The sequence below is a fragment of the Alkaliphilus metalliredigens QYMF genome, from assembly GCF_000016985.1.
Classification (GTDB): domain Bacteria; phylum Bacillota; class Clostridia; order Peptostreptococcales; family Natronincolaceae; genus Alkaliphilus_A; species Alkaliphilus_A metalliredigens.
On the sequence record NC_009633.1, the window covers coordinates 102,341 to 120,320 of the forward strand.

The window sequence follows — 17,980 nt, forward strand, 5'->3', positions numbered from 1 at the left end:
GCTTATATGGCTTTTGAAAATATTGTAGGACAAGCCCATGTGATTAAGCTATTAAAACAATCTATCAAGCAAAATACAGTAGGCCATGGTTATATTTTTGAAGGGATAGAAGGGTTAGGAAAGCACTTAGTGGCGTTTGAGTTGGCCAAAGCCCTTTGCTGTACAGGGACAGGGGATCAGCCCTGCAATCAATGTAATAGCTGTAAAAAGCTAAGCCATCAAAACCACCCCGATGTAATCTGGATTACAGGGGAAGGCTCTATTAAAATAAATACCATTCGAGATTTACAAAAAGATACACAGCAAAAGCCCTATGAAAGTAGAAAAAAAGTATATATTATTGAAAAAGCAGAAAAAATGACAGTACAGGCCCAAAATGCTCTGTTAAAAACCTTAGAGGAGCCACCAAGTTATGTCACATTGATTTTGCTGACAGCTAATAGTCACAGCCTTCTTCCTACCATCACATCTCGCTGCCAAATAATCAAATTTCAGCCAGTCCCACTTGATGTGATTCAAGCTTTTCTAATGCTTGAAAAAAATGTAGACTTAGAAAAGGCTAAGCTCATGGCCACCCTTTCTAATGGTGTAGTTGGAAAGGCATTAAAGCTCCTAGAAGACCCCTCCTTTCAGAACCAGCGGGAAGGATTAATTCAGATATCAAAGGATCTTTTTAAAAAGGATAAGGTGGCAGCATTACAAAAGTTTTCATTCTTTGAAGACCATAAAGAAAGTATCGAAGAAATTTTAGAGTTGTATTTAGTCTGGTATCGTGATTTACTAGTATATAGGGATACACAAAATAAGGTACTGATGTTTAATATAGATCAGGTAGAAGAAATTATATCTCAAAGTAACCGAATAGATTTAAAGAAAATAAGCAATATTATTTCTATAATAGAAAATACAAAGGAAAATGTCAGACGGAATGTTCAATTCCAATTAAATATAGAAGTGATGCTGTTAAACATTCAGGAGGTATTGTCGTCATGGTAACGGTTGTCGGTATTCGGTTCAAAAAAGCAGGGAAAATTTATTACTTTGATCCAACAGAGTTTGAAGTAAGTAAAAATAAAAATGTAATCGTAGAAACAGTTCGAGGAGTAGAGTTTGGAGAGGTTGTCGTAGGACCTAAGGAAGTATTAGAAGAAGATATCATCGCCCCATTAAAAAAGGTGATTCGAATTGCCACAGAAGAAGATGAAAAGATTCATGATGAAAATAAGGCAAAAGAAAAGGAAGCCTTTGAAATTTGTATAGAAAAAGTAGAAAAGCATCAACTGGAAATGAAATTAGTTGATGTGGAATTCACCTTTGATAATAACAAAATTATTTTTTACTTTACAGCTGATGGTAGGGTTGATTTTAGGGAACTAGTCAAAGATCTAGCCTCTGTTTTTCGAACACGGATTGAACTGAGACAAATTGGCGTGAGGGATGAAGCAAAAATGCTTGGGGGAATAGGGCCCTGTGGACGATCACTATGTTGTGCAACCTGGCTAGGGGACTTTGAGCCAGTCTCTATAAAAATGGCCAAAGAGCAAAATCTTTCCCTAAATCCAGCAAAAATTTCAGGGATTTGTGGACGTTTATTCTGTTGCTTGAAATATGAACATGATATGTATCAGCAAATTCTAGCAAAGCTTCCTGGGACAGGATCCATTGTATTAACCCCTGACGGAGAAGGGATTGTGCTAGATACAAATGTATTACTAGAGTTAGTCAAGGTAAAGGTTCGGAATGGTGATAATGGAGCAGAAGAAGTAAAGAGTTACTTCCTACATGATGTGACAAAAATAAAAGTAGTACAAAAGAAAGCCCAGCAGGATGATCTAGAAATTCCTGAGGAGTTGAAGGACGAACTAAAGAATCTAGAACAAAAATAGAAAATATGCCTATCTTTACGCAGTTGTCAGTAAAGGTAGGTTTTTCTTTGGGTATTTGTTATAATAATAGTAAAAGAAGAGAAGAGAAGAGAAGGTATCTGAAAAGAGAACTAGTCAGTATGATGGTCTATTATCTTTCCCATGCCTAAATGAGAAATGGAGCGATATGCCAATGAAAAAAGGATATAAAAAGGTTCAAATAATGATTTTAATAATGGTATTATTGTTGATCATAGCAGGATGCAGAAGGACTATAGGGCCTGAAGAGGTCGAAGACAATCAGCCACCTACAGAGCAAGAGATGACTGAAGAGGAAACTCAGGATATAGAAGAAGCGCCAATAGAAGAGGGTCCATTACAATTTACACTAGAAAACCAACGGCAAGAAGAGGTAACGTTATCTGAACTAAAAGGAAAGCCCATTTTTTTAACTTTTTGGGTTTCATGGGATGAAGATTCGAAGGAACAACTAGAGGTATTACATAATCTACAGAGACTCTTAGAAGAAGATGTTAGCTTTGTAGGCGTGAATGCAACTACCTTTGAAACAGCAGAGCATAAGGATATACTGGCGTATTTAGAAGAACAGGAATATGAATTCCATATTGTATTTGATGATGAAGGCGAAGTTCAAGATGCCTATTATGTAGGGAGTTTTCCCACTACATTTTTGTTAGATGAGTCAGGTGAAGTGGTGCAGCTTTTCACCACCTTGATGAAAGAGGACAAAATGATAGAGGCATTGGAGCCCGTATTAGAAAAGCTCTTACCTTAGGTAAGAGCTTTTTAAATCTTTTTAAATATTTCTTAGAGGATCAAAATAGAGGCTACCTTAAAAAACCAAAGTGCACGAATAAAATAGTGAGGGGGTATATCAGTGACAAAACTCTTCAAAATCTTGAAAAAGAGAAAGACAATTGAGGAACGAATCCGAGACATTCAAGAAGGAAATGAGGAAGAAAAAAATAGCATCATTCAAGAGCACATCCCCTTTATTAAAAAGATCCTGAGCCAGCAGCTAGGAAGGTATATTGAAATAGAGAATGACGATATGTTCAGTATTGGATTAATGGCCTTCAATGAAGCCATCGATAAATACGAAACCAGCAGAGGTAAATTTCTCTCCTTTGCCGCCATTGTCATCAAAAATCGCTCTATTGACCAGCTAAGAAAACAGTCCAGGACTTCAAATGAAGTGATTGTGAGTCAAATGATAGGGGATGATGGTGAGGCATCTAGCACTGATCATATGGCTTCAGTGGAGAGCTTTGAAAATCGTGTAGAAGCAAAGGTGGACATGGGAATTTTCATTAAGAGAATGGCAGAATTTCAAGTAACATTAGATGATTTAATCAATGAAGCACCAAGACATATGGATACACGACTCAATGCCATTAAAATTGGGAGATATGTACATGAAAATCATCAACTTAAAGAAAAGTTACTACGTCGCAAGAAGCTTCCTACAAGTGAGCTCATGAAGGAATTAATGGTGTCTAAAAAGGTGGTTCAGGGGAGTCGTAAGTTTATTATAGCCGTTATCCTCATTTTAGATAGTAATTTAGATACAATGAAAGAATATATTTCCCAAGTTGAAGGGGGGGATTACATTGATGAATAAGGGCTGCGTGATGGAAATAAGAAAGAATACCATGGTGATTATGACCGATGATTGTCTTTTCACAGAGATCAAGAAAAAAAGGCAAGCTGAGGTTGGAACAGAAATTCTGTTTCATTCTACAGAAATAGTAAATCCTAAAAAGGGAAAAATCCAGCCATGGATGCTAATGGCAGCTTCAGTTCTGCTAGTCCTTATCACATCTCTTTATGGAATCAATCTATGGCAGATGAATTATCAAGTCCATGCACTATTAACAGTTGACATTAATCCCAGCATACAAATGGAAGTCAATGCAAATAATAAAGTCATTAAGGTGACTCCATTAAACGAAGATGCGAAGACCTTGCCCCTACAAGAATTAAAGAATCAGTCCGTTGAACTGGCACTAGAAGAGCTTGTAAATCTGTCCAAGGAGCAGGGGTATATTCCTTTTGGAGATGAAAACTATATTCTGGTTGCCAGGATTTTATTAAAAGAAAGTAAAGCAAATTTAACAGGACTGCAAGCATTGATTGAAATCGGGAAAGAAAGAATTGAACAAACAGCAGTGGAACAGGGTGAAAGCATTTCCGTAGTCACAATAGAGGCTGAGGTAGAATCTCTAAAAAAGGCCACAGAGGACAAAATTTCTGTTGGAAAGCTAGAAATGTATGAGAAGGTTAGGGCCACTACTCCTGAGGATATTGACATGGAAGAGATAAAAGAAAAAAGTATTGGTGAAATGATGAAACAAATTGACAAGGCTCACCCGGTTTTTGATGAACATCCAGGAAATCAGAAAAAAAACCAGGATCAATTAAAGGAGCACCCCGTTTTCAATGAGCACCCAGGTAATAGGGAAAAGGATAATAAACAAGAGCAGCTGGATAAAAAAGATAACCAAGATAGACAAGGTAAGCAAGATGAGAAAAATGAGCAAGGTGAAAAAGTACAGAAAGGGCAAAAGAACCACCCTGTATTTGAACAACACCCAGGTAATCAGAATAAATCCAGGGGTAAAGGTACAGGCCCCAATTAAGCATCAAAAAAATTTATCTCCAAAAGAGGCCCTTAAAATGTCTTCAGCTCCGTAATATATAGTAACTTAAAATAATAGGAGGTTATATGTAATGAAAAAATTTCTAGCAGGGGCATTTGCCCTATTGATGTTTGTTTCCTTTGCTGCTACAGCCAGTGCTTTTGTACCACCAGGATTAGCTAAAAAACAGGGATTGCCCCCGGGATTAGAAGAAAAAGCAGGAGAGTTACCTCCTGGGATTCAAAAGAGATTTGGTGATATAGAAGAACTACAGAAGGGTTTAGCCTATGAATACAATAAAACAATTCTACAGATGGATGCTGATAATAGAAGAATTGTAATTGAAGAAGGAACAGCACAACTACATCTGCTTGTAGCTGATAATGCTAAAATTGAGTTGGATGGAAAAATCGTTAGCTTTAAAGACCTATACAAAAATGATGAAGTACAGCTAAAGCTTAATGATGAATTGACTATTATTGAAATTATAGGAAGTAAAGGAAAGGATCGTATTCCAGCAGAAAAATATGAAGAAGTAAAAGGAAAAATAGATGCCATCAATAGTACAAGAAGAGAAATAACTGTGATAAGCGATAATACTAAAAGATTATATGACATAGACAGCAATGCTAAAATTTGGATTGATGATGCCAGCAGCCGATTAACAAGACTTGAAAAAGGGATGGAAGTAACCTTAAAAATTGAAGAGGATAAGGTTGTGGAAATCTATGGATTTTCGGATATTCAAACCCATGAAGGTAGGTTAATGAGTGTAAAGATAACAGAAGAAGAAAACATAATTATTCTAAGGATTGGTGAAGAAAATAGAACCTTTACCGTAGAAAAGAGGATTGATTTATCAGAAATTTCCCTTGGTGCGACGATTCGTATTCAAGTAAAGAATAATGAAGTCTATAGACTGGCAGAAAAATAGAATTTAGCCAAAAGGAGAAATACCCCTTAGTTCACAAACTAAAGGGTATTTCTTTTCTTCGTAATGAAACCCACAAAATAATGCTATACTATAAGGAAGACATCATCATGCAAGATAACATCAATATGAGAGATAATAAAGGAGAAAAACAATGGAAGAATTACTAAAAGAAAACGAAAGAATAGACGACTTACAAATTAATGATTTAAAACTGATCCAAAACCCCCAATGGTTTTGTTTTGGAATAGATGCGGTACTATTAGCTAACTTTGTTACCCTGAAAAAGAATGCCAGAGTAGTAGATCTAGGGACTGGGACAGGCATTATTCCAATTTTACTGGCAGGAAAAAGTGAGAGTAGCCATGTGACCGGCATTGAGATCCAAGAAGAGGTAGCAGAGATGGCCCAAAGAAGTGTAAAACTCAACGGATTAGAATGTCGTATCGATATATTACCAATGGATTTGAAGGAAGCCCCTCAGGTATTACCGGTTAACTCATTTGATGTGGTAACCTCCAATCCGCCCTATATGCATGGTCAAGGGTTAAAGAATCAAGAGGATAAAAAAACAATTTCTCGCCATGAAGTCAAATGTAACCTAGAGGATGTCATTAGAACCGCCTCGAAGCTCTTAAAGCAGCATGGAAAATTATTTTTAATTCATAGACCACAACGAATTGTGGATATTCTTGTGTTTTGTAGACAGTATAAACTAGAGCCAAAACAACTGAGACTGATCCATTCTACATACGATAAAAAACCAAATCTCATGTTATTAGAAGCGAAGAAGGATGCAAATCCGGAATTAAAATTTTTAGATCCTCTTTACGTTTACGATCAAGAGGGAAAGTACACATCGGAAATCCATGAAATCTATGGGAAAAATCATATAGAGAAAGGGGCAAACACAAATGGATAAAGGAAAACTGTACATTTGTCCTACGCCCATTGGCAATCTAGAGGATATCACTTTAAGGGTATTAAACACCTTAAAAGCTGTGGATGTGATTGCGGCAGAGGATACACGACATACCCTAAGGCTTCTCAATCATTTTGAGATTCAAAAACCCCTGACCAGCTATCATGAACACAATCGAATGAGTAAAGGACCCCAGCTTGTGAATAAGCTATTGCAAGGAGAGAAAATTGCACTGGTTTCAGACGCAGGAATGCCTGGCATTTCAGATCCAGGAGAAGATCTCATTAAATTATGTATTGAAGAAGACATTCCAGTAGAAGTACTACCCGGGGCAACCGCAGGGATTTTAGCTCTTGTTGCATCGGGATTAGATGCCAGACGATTTAGCTTTGAAGGATTTTTAGACCGAGATAAAAAGAAAAAGAAGGAACGACTTGAACAGATTAAACATGAGGATCGGACATTGATATTTTATGAAGCTCCCCATCGATTAAAGGAAACATTAAAGAGTTTAAGCGAAGTTTTAGGAAATAGACAAGCTGTTGTGGGAAGAGAGCTCACAAAGAAGTTTGAAGAATTCATAAGAGGTGATTTTGAAACATTATTAGCACATTTTCAAGAAAATCCCCCAAGGGGAGAAATTGTGCTGCTATGTGAAGGAGGCGTCCCCTCGGATCATCAAGAGGAAGCCTTTAAGGATCTGACGATCCAAGAACACTTGATACAATTAATAGAAGCAGGAATGGATAAAAAACAAGCCATTAAAGAAGTGGCAAAGGCTAGAAAAGTTCCTAAAAGGGACGTATACCAGGAATCAATTGAGCTTCCATAGAGAGCAGACAATGAATACGAAAAAAAGAGACCCCCTAGTACTAGGGAGTCTCAAGTATAAAGAGGATCATCACATGAAATAAGTCCATGTGAAATCACAAATGAAGCAAATTTACTTTCTGAACTCTTCTAAACAATCTTCACAAACATTTTTGGTCTTATATACAGTAACATCTTTTGCATTTCCGCAAAAAATACATGCTGGCTCATACTTCTTAAGAATAATGCTTTCACCATCTACATAAATTTCCAAAGAATCCTTCTCTGCAATAGTGAGTGTACGTCTTAACTCGATTGGTAAAACAATTCTACCTAATTCATCTACTTTTCTTACAATACCAGTTGATTTCAAGTGTTTTCCTCCTTTTTTTAATTTGTTTTTAGATAACGCCACTACCTCCAGAGTATTAGGGTGGGCAATCTTAATTGTCGAAATAGATTTTCCTAAAATTCAATAAAAGTAAAATCTCCTGTGAATAAAGTTTCATATTATATTAGTATCAAAAGGAAATGATTTCTACTGAATATTCCATGAAATTACAAGATTCGACATGCTTAATATAGATAGTACCAGATATTCCATAAAAAGTCAACGCGTTTTTATTGACAAATCCAATTGTAATGACATGTTTTTCACCTTATACTAAAAAGAGTAGTGCATTTCATGATAAAACTGGTGGAAGAATAAAATATAGGGTATATTTATACAAACATAGATCACCAATGAGGAGCTGATAAAATGAATAAAATCATTGCCTGTATTCTTGAAACAGGTAAAGTTTCCAATATAGATATTTACTTAGTAGGAGGTAGTATCAGAGACTTTTTACTCAATAGAAATATAAAAGATTTAGACCTTATCATAAAAGAGGATCCAGGACGCTTCGCTGAAAAGATAGCAAAGGAACTACAAGGGAGTTATTTTGTTCTAGATCAGGACCGTGGAATTCATCGGGTAAAAGTAAAGGATGGGATAACCATCGATTTAGCTAAATTCCAAGGTGAAGATATATTAGCAGATTTGGCAAAGAGGGATTACACAATTAATGCCATGGCCTATCCTCTTGAAAGTGGGTGGCCAATTGATGAAAGTCAATTAATTGATCCTTATGGTGGACAACAAGATATTAAAGAAAAGGTCATAAGACAAATTTCAGAGAAGAATTTTCAACAGGACCCCATTAGAATGCTCAGAGGTCCGCGTTTGATGGGGCAACTGGACTTTGAAATGGACGATGAGACTAAGAAAAGCATACAAAGAAATTGTCTGCTTATTAATGAAGCCCCAGGAGAACGGATTGCTACGGAAATTTTCACTTTACTAGGAGAAGAAAATACACATGAGTATTTAGAATTCTTAGATAAAGAACTTCATGTATTGGATAAAATCTTTCCTGAAATTATCAATATGAAGGATGTGGGGCAATGCAAATATCACGTGGTAGATTGTTGGACCCACTCTTTGTATACCATGAGGATTGCTGAGATGGTAATCTATCACCAAGGTTTTTTTGAAAACCATATAAGAGAAGCCTATGAAGTCCATACCAGCAAAAAGGTTGCCGGAGAGCATACACGACTACAGCTCATTAAATTAGGAGCACTATTCCACGACATCGGAAAGCCATCAGCACAGAAGGTAGATGAAACAGGAAGAGTCCGTTTTAGGGGACATGAGATTACCGGAGCAGAGATTGTCAAAGTCTATGGAGAAAAGCTAAAGCTCAGCGTGAAGGAACAGCAAATGCTTTATCGCTACATTGAGCTGCATATGGGACCATTGGTACTATATAAAAGCAATGATGTTAGTGGAAAGGCACTTTATAAGCTCTTTAAAGAGATGGGTGAAGAAACCCTAGATATTCTATTAATTGCCTTTGCTGATATTGTAGCAACAAGGAAGCTATTGGATCCCGAAGAAGAAATGGGCATGTTCAAAATACATATCGAATACATTGCAAACAATTATATAACCCGTTATAAACCAATTGAAAACATTTCCCACATTATATCTGGAAAAGAAATTATGGAGACATTGAACCTTCCAGAAGGGATTTTAGTAGGAGAGATAGTAGAGGAAGTGAAAAAGGCCATTTACTTTGGTAAAATTCCTCCTGAAAAGGAAAGAGTGCTAAAATATATTAAAGAAATATACTAGAAGCTAAAAAGAGACTTAATCAGAAGTGACTGCCATAAAAGTTTGAACGCTAACTTTTATGGCAGTCACTTCGTTTTTTATCCAAGAGGAAAGGTCCCCGCTGAATTAACAATCCTCTTATTCGTCATCTTTCTTATCCTTCTTTAAAGATTGAATCATATTATGCTTTAGGCTCCACAGTTTTTGAGAGAGGTCTACCTTGTAAAGTTGTGGACGGTTTAATCGTTTGTACTCTGGCCAGAGGGTACTCAACTCCTGCCGTACATAAGCCCTAATTTCATTAACGGTTTTTCGAGGATAGACCAGCTTGCCATCCTCATAGATTGGCATAAGCATTTCACGTACCTTGTAATTGGAAAATGTTTTCTTTTTCCAAGTGTATAGTGGATGGAAGATGGTTAGTGGTTTTGTTGTATCTATTTCTTCCTCCTCCAATAAAATAAGGTCGGCCTGGGCTCTATTATTTTCTGCCTCATAAATTCGTATAACCTTTTTATAGCCGGGATTCGTGATTTTACCAGGGTTGTCCGAAAGCTTCATTTTAGGAATAAGTGTCCCTGATTTTTCCACAGCAGAGAGCTTGTACACACCACCTAAAGCGGGACAATCCTTTGATGTAATCAGGTTAGTGCCAACCCCCCAAGAATTAATGGATGCACCCTGAAGTTTTAAGCTATCAATGGTATCCTCATCTAAATCACTAGAAGCAACGATGCCCACCTTTTCATATCCTGCATCATCAAGCATCCTTCTGGCTTGCTTAGAAATGTAAGCTAAATCCCCAGAGTCAATTCGAATTCCCTTTGGTTCATATCCTTTTTCCCGTAATTCATTAAATACAGTTAAGGCATTTGGAATCCCGCTTTTCAATGTATCATAGGTATCCACCAATAAAAGACATTTGTCTGGGTAAGCCTTAGCATAGGCACGGAAGGCCTCAAGCTCAGAATCAAACTTTTGAATCCAGCTATGGGCATGGGTTCCCACTACGGGAAGATCAAACAGTTTTCCTGCTAGTATATTAGAAGTAGCAACACAACCACCAATGACCGCAGCCCGAGCACCATAGATGCCAGCATCGGGACCCTGGGCTCTTCGTAGTCCGAATTCAAAAACAGGGTCACCCTTTGCAGCTTCCACGATCCGTGACGCTTTAGTGGCAATTAAGGATTGAAAATTAATCATATTTAACAAGGCTGTTTCGATAAGCTGTGCTTGTAGAACTGAAGCCTTTACCCTTAAAATAGGTTCATGGGGAAACATAATAGAGCCCTCTTGAACACCATAAATGGTTCCGGTAAAGGTGAATTGTTTCAGCATATCTAAAAAAGCCTCTCCAAATAAATTTAAACTTCTTAGATACTGAATATCCTCTTCTGTAAACCCAAGATTTTCAATGTAATCGATGACCTGTTCAATTCCCGCAATAATTGTAAAGCTATTATTACAAGGATTTTTTCTGAAGAATAAATCAAATATAACCGTATCCTCATGGCTATTATTCTCAAAATATCCATTCATCATCGTCAATTGATACAAATCTGTTAACAGCGTGTGATTTCGCATAATATACCTTCCTTGTCTTTATTATAGTAAAAAGGTTTTCATCTTCAGGAGCCTATTAAAAACTCATCTGATTTAAGTCTCGTTTAGTCGTTATTGTCATTATAACAAAATTCATGAAAATAAACTATAAATAGTTGGGAAAAGCACCCTAGCATAAAAAACAAAGAAAAGAGAAGACGTACAGAGTACATAAGGACAAGAACTACCTTCATATAATGGATTGAGTATGTAAAATTTTCATGAAGGGGTTTTTTGATGAATCATATATGGTTTTTTATGATTATGGTCGCCATGGGTGTGGCGATTTTCACAGGTCGAGGAGAAATAATTAGTGAAGTAATTCTATCGGATTCCCAAGAAGCAGTCATGTTTGCCATTAGTCTGACAGGAATTATGGTGGTGTGGTTGGGGCTCATGAATATTGCCAAAGAGTCAGGGCTCATCAATGGATTTGCTAGGCTGATGACACCTATTACAAGGATATTATTTCCAGACATCCCACCCAATCATCCTGCCATTAGTGCCATGATGATGAATTTTGTTGCCAATCTTTTTGGTGCGGGAAATTCAGCCACAGCATTAGGGTTAAAAGCAATGGAAGAGCTACAAACATTAAATAAAAAGAAGAAAGTCGCCAGCAATGCCATGTGTCTATTTTTAGTGATTAATATGTCTTCAATTCAATTGATTCCCCTAACGGTATTAAAAATTCGGGCAGATGCAGGCTCAGCCATGCCAACGGAAATTATTGGACCCGGAATGATTGCAACAGCTATTTCAACAGTTGTAGGTATCGTGACCTGTAAGCTTTTGGAGAGGGGTGAGGGATAATGGAAGCGATGGCAATGGTTTCAATTTTAGCTATTCCCGCCATGATTACTGTGATATTACTCCACGGTTGGATTAAAAAAGTACCCCTTTATGATAGCTTTGTGGCTGGTGGAAAGGAAGGATTTCAAACTGCTGTCCGGATTATGCCCTATTTAGTAGCTATTTTTCTAGCCATTGGATTGATGCGTAAATCAGGAGCCATGGATTATTTAATTCAATTATTGATGCCATTGGCAAGACTAGTAGGTATTCCTTCAGAGGTACTGCCCCTAACCCTGATGCGTCCTCTATCAGGCAGTGGATCCTTAGTGATTTTAAAGGATATTATAGGTACCTATGGAGCAGACTCCTTTCCTGGGAGGGTAGCAGCCACAATGATGGGATCCGCCGAGACGATTTTTTATACAATGGCAGTCTATTTTGGCGCCATTGGTGTTCAAAGGAGTCGGCATACTGTCCCGGCAGCCTTAATTGCACACTTTGCTTCGGTGATTGCATCTGTGGTGGTTTGGAGTGTATTATTAAGGAGATTATAATAAAGAGGATTTAGAGGGTATAGGTAAAAGAATATAACATATAAAGATGAAAGGGTGAGGACAAATGAAAAGAGGAATTGTAGATGTACCAGGAATCAAGGTGGGACATGCCAGTGATTTTCAGGGACAAACTGGATGCACCGTTGTGATATATGAAGAGGGGGCTGTGGCAGGGGTTGACATTAGGGGTGGTGCCCCGGGAAGTCGAGAAACCGCCCTTTTAGATCCTGTCAACATGATAGAAAAAGTACATAGCATTGTACTGGCGGGTGGGAGTGCCTTTGGATTAGATGCTGCCTCGGGGGTGATGAAATACCTAGAAGAAAGGCAAGTGGGATTTGATGTGGGGGTAACGAAGGTTCCCATTGTCCCTTGCTCAGTTTTATTTGACCTAGCCATTGGAGATTACCGTGCTCGACCTGACCAGGCAATGGGCTATCTGGCAGCTGAAGAAGCTAATCAAGATGAATATAGACAAGGGCTTATTGGGGCAGGAACCGGAGCCACCGTGGGGAAAATATTAGGAAATGACCGGGTCATGAGGGGAGGAATTGGGACATGGAGTATACAGGTAGGTGAATTGATTGTGGGGGCCATTGTGGCGGTTAATGCCTTTGGGGACATTGTTAACCCTGGCACCCAAGAGATCATAGCCGGGGCAAAAGCAGAGGATGGCAAGAGATTTGCAAATACCTGGGAGATCATGAAAAAGGCCATTGGAGGGGTAGGCAACGCCTTTGCTCAGAATACCACCATTGGAATCGTAGCCACCAATGCAATCCTAACAAAGGCCCAGGCTAAAAAAGTAGCCAGCATGGCCCACAATGCCTATGCAAAAACCATTCGACCCGTACATACCCAATATGATGGCGATACCATTTATGCCATGGCAACGGGACAAATCAAAAGTGATGTCAATATCATTGGGATGTTAGCCATCGAGGCCATGGAACAAGCTATTGTAGAAGGAGTTAAGGCAGGTAATGAACGTGATATGCCCCAAATTATTAAAAAAGAACGATAGGATAGAGGTGTAAAGCAGCGTCAATTGGCGAGGGTTTAGGGGTTTGGCAGACGCTGATATCAATTACCTAATCAAAAGAACTGTCCTAAATATTCCCCCCCTATTCCCGCCTAGATATTCTTGAAAAAATGAAATCTTATTTCAATAAATTTTTAGGGCATTTAGATTCTCCCCAAAGTAGTACTGACCCTGAGTGAGCAATTACATCTGAAGCTATAACAAACATAGATGCAACAGAAAATAGAATCATTTTAGATAAAGATGAATTTTTCTTCATTATTTCAACTCCTTTCCTAGCATTAATTGAAATGCTTGCATACAGATTGTCCATATGCCACATTCAAAAAAAGCTTTATTATATGTTAAAGCAAATGTAAACAGAATAAAAGTAGATAGTATTGTAAAGAAAACGGACAAGTATTTTAAAAAACGTTTTCTTTTTTTATCTAAAATAGGTCGAAAGCTAGAAGGTATAGGAGAATAAATATAAATAATTAATATGCTGACAGTTATAAAGATTATAGTTAAGTTTATATTCATAGTAAATAAATTAGGTAAAATAACTACAGATAATAAGAAAAACATGAGACTTGTTACAAAACAAATAAAGCTACTTTTAAAGTGCAGTCCTCCTGAAAAAGTTCTAATTGGTAACAACAAACACAAAGAAAATAAAAATAAATTTCTTTTATCTAATACTGAAAATATGATTAGCAATATGATAAACTTAACTATTTCATTCCAAATAACAGTCATAGCATATTTCATTTTGCGAATATCTGCATGAGATAAAAGCTTTTCTTTATAAATTTTATAAGCAAAAATATCAATAAGACTGTGCATTTATAACTCACCTCTAACTTTACTTGCTTAATATATAATACATTCCAGTTAAATGGAATAATAACATATTAACTAAATCTATACAATCTAATTGTAATGAAATGGGAGTAAACTGTAACGAAAAAGTTTTATATACCATTTCATTACACTTTACTCCCATCTGGTTACAAATAAACCAATTAATAGTAATTATATGCTATGCTGAAGATGCTTTAATAGAAGGACATACAAATAAATAAAACAGAGAAAGGAGGAAAAATTGTGGATAATAATTCTAGAGACTCACCTTACGATAATCTGTGAAAATATTACTAAATAAACTTATTAAATATTTTAGGAGGAGATTATTTTGAAGAATAATTTGAGTAGAATATTTAAAAAATCAGTTTTAGGAGCAGTGGTTATATCATCTTTATTAACAAGTCAAGGTGTTTTTGCTTCATCAAATACGCCTTTAGCAGGAGGAAGTGTTGATTTAGATAAAATTAGTGGTCAACTAATTACCCCATTTTCTGTTCAAGAAGTTGGCGGAGGTCGTTGGGAGTATGGCGTTGGCTCTGTTAATGTATACTCTTACTATCAACATATGACAAAAGAACATTCAGCTACAGTTAAGGGACTAAGGGAAAGGAAAGATAGACAACTTGCTGGAACAGAAGCAAGGGCTACAACTGCTAAAAATCCTTTAGGTGGCAATAGAGCATGGTGGAACACATATTAACAATTTAAGATAGATAGAAAACATTCTTAAATGTTATTGTAGTAGAAGGATGTGCTAAACTGTACATCCTTCTATTGCAACTAAAGGGAGGCACTATGAAAAGAACATATAAAACTTTGTTATTTGTATTTTTTCTTTTATTTACAATTGTATTTACTAAATACTACGGAATATATGAACATTCAAGAATTTTTACAGGTAGATATGACTTTTCCATAAACTTAAGGATAGTAGAGGATATTTCAAAAGAAGATGTATTGAGTATTTTGGAAGAATACGGTGAAAGATATGATATGGATATGGAAAGAACCATAGCTTTTCCTGGAGATGGGAAATATAGAAGGAGCTTAACAGCCTATGTATTTATAAATGATTTTGATTGGTTTAATCGTACGCTAAGGATAGAAGATGGAAAAAAACTTACATCCAATTTAGAGGAAGGAGAATTTTTAAGCAATATAGAAACAACAGATGAAAATCAAGTAGGCAAATTTTCTATATTTGATGATAACTCTCAAGAAATATATATTCGTCCTTTAGCGGATATGAAAAATAGAGTTGTTGAAAGTAATTACAAGGTGCATTTAAATAATGATAAATACACCTTAGAGGAAATAATCAATACCATAAATCAAGAGCAAGAAAGTCTTTATGTAGAAAAAGGTTCTTCAATTCCAATCTATGTAGATATAAATGAATATGATATATATTTTATGTATTACATTGGGATTACATTATTATTCATACTGATTTTAGGAATAATATCATTTATTTATGATATTATTGGAAGAAATAAAAACTTTGGGATCAAAAAACTATACGGACATTCAAATTTCAAAATAATATTTAAAATATTTAAAGAAGATATTTTTAAAGTAATAATCTTTTCTAATATTTCTTCCATTTTAGTGATCACTATTTTGCTTTATTTTAAAAATGGTTTTATAGGATTTGGAAAATATTTTAGTACATATTTTTTAGCACTATGCGCAATAGATCTAATATTGATGATAACATTAACGACAATGACTGTATTTTTTAAGGGAAGAAACAATATACAATTAATGTTAAAAGGAAAAAGAAGAAATATTATATTTTTAAATGCAAATATGAAGATTATTATGTCTACTATTGTCATATTAATGTTGATTGTAAACCTTGTTATTTTTAATAGCTATAACATTAAAAATAACAATTTAAATAATTGGGATAAAGCGAAAAATCTAGGATTCATAGGAGTTAATTTTTCCTATACCATAGATATAAGTGATAATATACAATTTTATCCTTATTCAGTTAAATTAGGTAACTTATGGAATGACATTAATGATAATGGAGGGATAATGGCTGAATATCAGCAATTATTTAGAAGTGATATAATAGAAAAAGAAAAAATGCTATCTAATTTGGCATATGGAATGTTAATAAATGAAAATTATTTGAAAGAAAACATTATATTTGATGAAAATGGAAATAGGATAACTCAAATAGATGATGATAAGGACACACTTACTGTACTTGTGCCCAGTCAATTTAAAGAGAAAGAAGAATTATTAAAGAAGGGACTTCGTTATTTTCATTTGGGTAATTATGATCTTGGATATAAAGAGAGATTAGAACTGGAAACCGGCACAAGAAAAGAGAGTAGAGATCTTCCTGAGTTTATAGAATATATTGAAAAAGAATATTCGTTTTTAAATCAAAAAATTATTTATACAAAAGATAATCAAAAAATGTTTACCTATGATACTGGAGAAATGGAATTATATAGACATGACTTTAAGGAATATTATAATGAAGTTGACAACACTATTACAGACTCAATATTAGTTGTGGTGTCTAATGATAATTTAAAGGAAACCAGAAAATACGCTGCAATTATGTCTGGAACGATGAAATTTAGATTTGAAGATTATAAATATCCTGAAGACGGAATCGTGCCTTTACTTGAGAAAAATGGATTATTAGATGCACTAGCAGAGGTAACTACGGTTTATGATTATGCTGTTGATGAGATTAATAATACAAGAACTATGCTTATACTTTCAGTTGGTATATCTATTATCTGTATTGTAATCATGTTAGGTCTGATTTTTTACGAAAGCTCTAATTATTTATATCGAAATAAGAAAAAAATTGGTGTATTTAAATTATATGGGCTAGGCTTTTTAAAGAGATATAAAAGTCATTTTATTATGATTTCAATTATTAATTTAATAACAATAATACTATCTATTATAATAGGGCCTATATTTTTGGAAAGATTTATTGATTCATCAGTTAAAATATACTATTTAATAATAGTATTAGGAATATTATTTTATTTATTGGAGTTGATTATAACCTATTTATTTTTAAATAAAAGAGAAAATAAATCCATATTAATTGTTCTTAAAGGAGAATTATAATGAGCTTAGTGAGTTTGAAAAATATAAGTAAAAGCTTTGGAAAGAATAAGATTTTAGAGGATTTCAACTTAGAAATAGAGAAGGGAGAATCCATTGCTATAGTAGGGGATAGTGGTTCTGGTAAGAGCACATTATTAAACATAATAGGAATGTTGGACGATTGTGACTCTGGTGAGTTAGTAATAGCAGGAAAAAAGAAACTAACCTCTAGTAGCAAAGACGCAGAAAAGTTAAGAAGGTATGAGATAGGTTATATATTTCAAAACTTTGCACTTATAGATAATATGACTGTAAGTGAAAATTTGGATATTGCTCTAGCCTATAGAAAGAAAAGTGAAAATAAAGAAACTATAAAAGCTAATATGTTAGAGGAAATGGGTTTGAGAGATAAGCTGAATAACAAAGTATATGAATTATCGGGTGGAGAGCAACAGAGAATATCAATTTCAATGGTGTTTTTAAAACCGTGTAGTATAATTTTAGCAGATGAACCGACGGGTTCTTTAGACGATACGAATAAGGAAATTATAATGAATCTTCTACAAAGAGTCCATAAAGATGGAAAAACTATAATTATAGTTACCCACGACAAGGATGTATCTAAAATATGTGAAAGAATAGTAAAGCTTTAATTATTAGAAAAAAATTATATTAAAGTAGATTATATTGTAAATATGTACAATT

General features: G+C 35.2%; 20 protein-coding genes. 16 read left to right on the top strand and 4 right to left on the bottom strand.

The genetic code is table 11. The features are described 5' to 3' along the window. Window positions 1-6: 6 nt before the first annotated feature. From holB to rsmI, 9 genes are all read left to right on the top strand, one after another. Complete coding sequence (gene holB, locus AMET_RS00500; protein ID WP_011971236.1) at window positions 7-996, top strand: DNA polymerase III subunit delta'; 990 nt, start codon at window positions 7-9, stop codon at window positions 994-996. Next, window positions 990-1,886, top strand: a complete 897-nt coding sequence (locus AMET_RS00505; protein ID WP_011971237.1) for a PSP1 domain-containing protein — start codon at window positions 990-992, stop codon at window positions 1,884-1,886. Before holB ends, AMET_RS00505 begins: the two co-directional genes overlap by 7 nt. Window positions 1,887-1,891: 5 nt before the next feature. Next, complete coding sequence (locus AMET_RS26110) at window positions 1,892-2,035, top strand: hypothetical protein (protein WP_198135374.1); 144 nt, start codon at window positions 1,892-1,894, stop codon at window positions 2,033-2,035. A gap of 23 nt (window positions 2,036-2,058) precedes the next feature. Beyond that, window positions 2,059-2,661: a TlpA disulfide reductase family protein gene (locus AMET_RS00510; protein WP_041720170.1), complete on the top strand. Its 603-nt coding sequence runs from the start codon at window positions 2,059-2,061 to the stop codon at window positions 2,659-2,661. Between the two features lie 102 nt (window positions 2,662-2,763). Next, window positions 2,764-3,507: an RNA polymerase sigma factor SigI gene (gene sigI / locus AMET_RS00515; protein WP_011971239.1), complete on the top strand. Its 744-nt coding sequence runs from the start codon at window positions 2,764-2,766 to the stop codon at window positions 3,505-3,507. Next, window positions 3,500-4,525 carry an anti-sigma factor domain-containing protein gene (locus AMET_RS00520; RefSeq protein ID WP_011971240.1) on the top strand — a complete coding sequence of 342 codons (1,026 nt, stop codon included), beginning with the start codon at window positions 3,500-3,502 and terminating at the stop codon, window positions 4,523-4,525. Before sigI ends, AMET_RS00520 begins: the two co-directional genes overlap by 8 nt. Before the next feature lie 91 nt (window positions 4,526-4,616). Beyond that, window positions 4,617-5,459 (top strand): hypothetical protein, encoded by an 843-nt coding sequence (locus AMET_RS00525; RefSeq protein WP_011971241.1) that lies wholly within the window; start codon window positions 4,617-4,619, stop codon window positions 5,457-5,459. Window positions 5,460-5,610: 151 nt separating this feature from the next. Next, window positions 5,611-6,378 (top strand): tRNA1(Val) (adenine(37)-N6)-methyltransferase, encoded by a 768-nt coding sequence (locus AMET_RS00530; RefSeq protein ID WP_011971242.1) that lies wholly within the window; start codon window positions 5,611-5,613, stop codon window positions 6,376-6,378. Then, window positions 6,371-7,210, top strand: coding sequence for a 16S rRNA (cytidine(1402)-2'-O)-methyltransferase (rsmI, locus tag AMET_RS00535; protein WP_011971243.1), 840 nt, complete (start codon window positions 6,371-6,373; stop codon window positions 7,208-7,210). The genes AMET_RS00530 and rsmI overlap by 8 nt, the downstream gene beginning before the upstream one ends. 111 nt (window positions 7,211-7,321) lie before the next feature. Here rsmI and AMET_RS00540 read toward each other — a convergent pair whose 3' ends face one another. Next, window positions 7,322-7,561, bottom strand: coding sequence for an AbrB/MazE/SpoVT family DNA-binding domain-containing protein (locus AMET_RS00540; protein WP_011971244.1), 240 nt, complete (start codon window positions 7,559-7,561; stop codon window positions 7,322-7,324). Window positions 7,562-7,948: 387 nt separating this feature from the next. Between AMET_RS00540 and AMET_RS00545 the strand changes: the two genes are divergently transcribed. After that, entirely contained in the window at window positions 7,949-9,367 is a 1,419-nt protein-coding gene (locus AMET_RS00545) for an HDIG domain-containing metalloprotein (protein ID WP_011971245.1), read from the top strand. A 117-nt stretch (window positions 9,368-9,484) separates the two neighbouring features. Here AMET_RS00545 and AMET_RS00550 read toward each other — a convergent pair whose 3' ends face one another. Next, a complete protein-coding gene (locus tag AMET_RS00550) occupies window positions 9,485-10,933 on the bottom strand; it encodes a nicotinate phosphoribosyltransferase (RefSeq protein ID WP_011971246.1) in 1,449 nt (482 codons plus the stop codon). 255 nt (window positions 10,934-11,188) lie between these two features. Here AMET_RS00550 and AMET_RS00555 point away from each other — a divergent pair, with 255 nt between their 5' ends. The 3 genes from AMET_RS00555 (at window position 11,189) to AMET_RS00565 (ending at window position 13,324) form a co-directional block, all read left to right on the top strand. Beyond that, window positions 11,189-11,764 carry a nucleoside recognition domain-containing protein gene (locus AMET_RS00555; protein WP_011971247.1) on the top strand — a complete coding sequence of 192 codons (576 nt, stop codon included), beginning with the start codon at window positions 11,189-11,191 and terminating at the stop codon, window positions 11,762-11,764. Continuing rightward, window positions 11,764-12,300, top strand: coding sequence for a spore maturation protein (locus tag AMET_RS00560; protein ID WP_011971248.1), 537 nt, complete (start codon window positions 11,764-11,766; stop codon window positions 12,298-12,300). Before AMET_RS00555 ends, AMET_RS00560 begins: the two co-directional genes overlap by 1 nt. A gap of 64 nt (window positions 12,301-12,364) precedes the next feature. Beyond that, complete coding sequence (locus AMET_RS00565) at window positions 12,365-13,324, top strand: P1 family peptidase (protein WP_011971249.1); 960 nt, start codon at window positions 12,365-12,367, stop codon at window positions 13,322-13,324. Window positions 13,325-13,460: 136 nt separating this feature from the next. Here the strand turns inward: AMET_RS00565 and AMET_RS25440 are convergent, their stop codons facing one another. Continuing rightward, complete coding sequence (locus tag AMET_RS25440; protein ID WP_157047120.1) at window positions 13,461-13,601, bottom strand: AgrD family cyclic lactone autoinducer peptide; 141 nt, start codon at window positions 13,599-13,601, stop codon at window positions 13,461-13,463. Then, window positions 13,601-14,167: an accessory gene regulator ArgB-like protein gene (locus AMET_RS00570; protein WP_011971250.1), complete on the bottom strand. Its 567-nt coding sequence runs from the start codon at window positions 14,165-14,167 to the stop codon at window positions 13,601-13,603. The genes AMET_RS25440 and AMET_RS00570 overlap by 1 nt, the downstream gene beginning before the upstream one ends. A gap of 349 nt (window positions 14,168-14,516) precedes the next feature. On the opposite strand from AMET_RS00570, the gene AMET_RS24005 reads away from it, so the two are divergent. The 3 genes from AMET_RS24005 (at window position 14,517) to AMET_RS00585 (ending at window position 17,928) form a co-directional block, all read left to right on the top strand. After that, the gene (locus AMET_RS24005) at window positions 14,517-14,888 is read left to right on the top strand and encodes a lactococcin 972 family bacteriocin (RefSeq protein ID WP_011971251.1); all 372 of its coding nucleotides are present in this window, start codon (window positions 14,517-14,519) and stop codon (window positions 14,886-14,888) included. 95 nt (window positions 14,889-14,983) lie between these two features. Next, window positions 14,984-17,296, top strand: a complete 2,313-nt coding sequence (locus AMET_RS00580; RefSeq protein ID WP_011971252.1) for a bacteriocin-associated integral membrane family protein — start codon at window positions 14,984-14,986, stop codon at window positions 17,294-17,296. Then, a complete protein-coding gene (locus tag AMET_RS00585) occupies window positions 17,296-17,928 on the top strand; it encodes a putative bacteriocin export ABC transporter (protein ID WP_011971253.1) in 633 nt (210 codons plus the stop codon). Before AMET_RS00580 ends, AMET_RS00585 begins: the two co-directional genes overlap by 1 nt. The last annotated feature ends 52 nt before the right edge of the window (window positions 17,929-17,980 follow it).

Coding starts and splice junctions, on each gene's coding strand:
- holB (WP_011971236.1), top strand. CDS start 7: ATGGCTTTTGAAAATATTGTAGGACAAGCCCATGTGATTAAGCTATTA.
- AMET_RS00505 (WP_011971237.1), top strand. CDS start 990: ATGGTAACGGTTGTCGGTATTCGGTTCAAAAAAGCAGGGAAAATTTAT.
- AMET_RS26110 (WP_198135374.1), top strand. CDS start 1,892: ATGCCTATCTTTACGCAGTTGTCAGTAAAGGTAGGTTTTTCTTTGGGT.
- AMET_RS00510 (WP_041720170.1), top strand. CDS start 2,059: ATGAAAAAAGGATATAAAAAGGTTCAAATAATGATTTTAATAATGGTA.
- AMET_RS00520 (WP_011971240.1), top strand. CDS start 3,500: ATGAATAAGGGCTGCGTGATGGAAATAAGAAAGAATACCATGGTGATT.
- AMET_RS00525 (WP_011971241.1), top strand. CDS start 4,617: ATGAAAAAATTTCTAGCAGGGGCATTTGCCCTATTGATGTTTGTTTCC.
- AMET_RS00530 (WP_011971242.1), top strand. CDS start 5,611: ATGGAAGAATTACTAAAAGAAAACGAAAGAATAGACGACTTACAAATT.
- rsmI (WP_011971243.1), top strand. CDS start 6,371: ATGGATAAAGGAAAACTGTACATTTGTCCTACGCCCATTGGCAATCTA.
- AMET_RS00545 (WP_011971245.1), top strand. CDS start 7,949: ATGAATAAAATCATTGCCTGTATTCTTGAAACAGGTAAAGTTTCCAAT.
- AMET_RS00550 (WP_011971246.1), bottom strand. CDS start 10,933: ATGCGAAATCACACGCTGTTAACAGATTTGTATCAATTGACGATGATG.
- AMET_RS00555 (WP_011971247.1), top strand. CDS start 11,189: ATGAATCATATATGGTTTTTTATGATTATGGTCGCCATGGGTGTGGCG.
- AMET_RS00560 (WP_011971248.1), top strand. CDS start 11,764: ATGGAAGCGATGGCAATGGTTTCAATTTTAGCTATTCCCGCCATGATT.
- AMET_RS00565 (WP_011971249.1), top strand. CDS start 12,365: ATGAAAAGAGGAATTGTAGATGTACCAGGAATCAAGGTGGGACATGCC.
- AMET_RS25440 (WP_157047120.1), bottom strand. CDS start 13,601: ATGAAGAAAAATTCATCTTTATCTAAAATGATTCTATTTTCTGTTGCA.
- AMET_RS00570 (WP_011971250.1), bottom strand. CDS start 14,167: ATGCACAGTCTTATTGATATTTTTGCTTATAAAATTTATAAAGAAAAG.
- AMET_RS00580 (WP_011971252.1), top strand. CDS start 14,984: ATGAAAAGAACATATAAAACTTTGTTATTTGTATTTTTTCTTTTATTT.
- AMET_RS00585 (WP_011971253.1), top strand. CDS start 17,296: ATGAGCTTAGTGAGTTTGAAAAATATAAGTAAAAGCTTTGGAAAGAAT.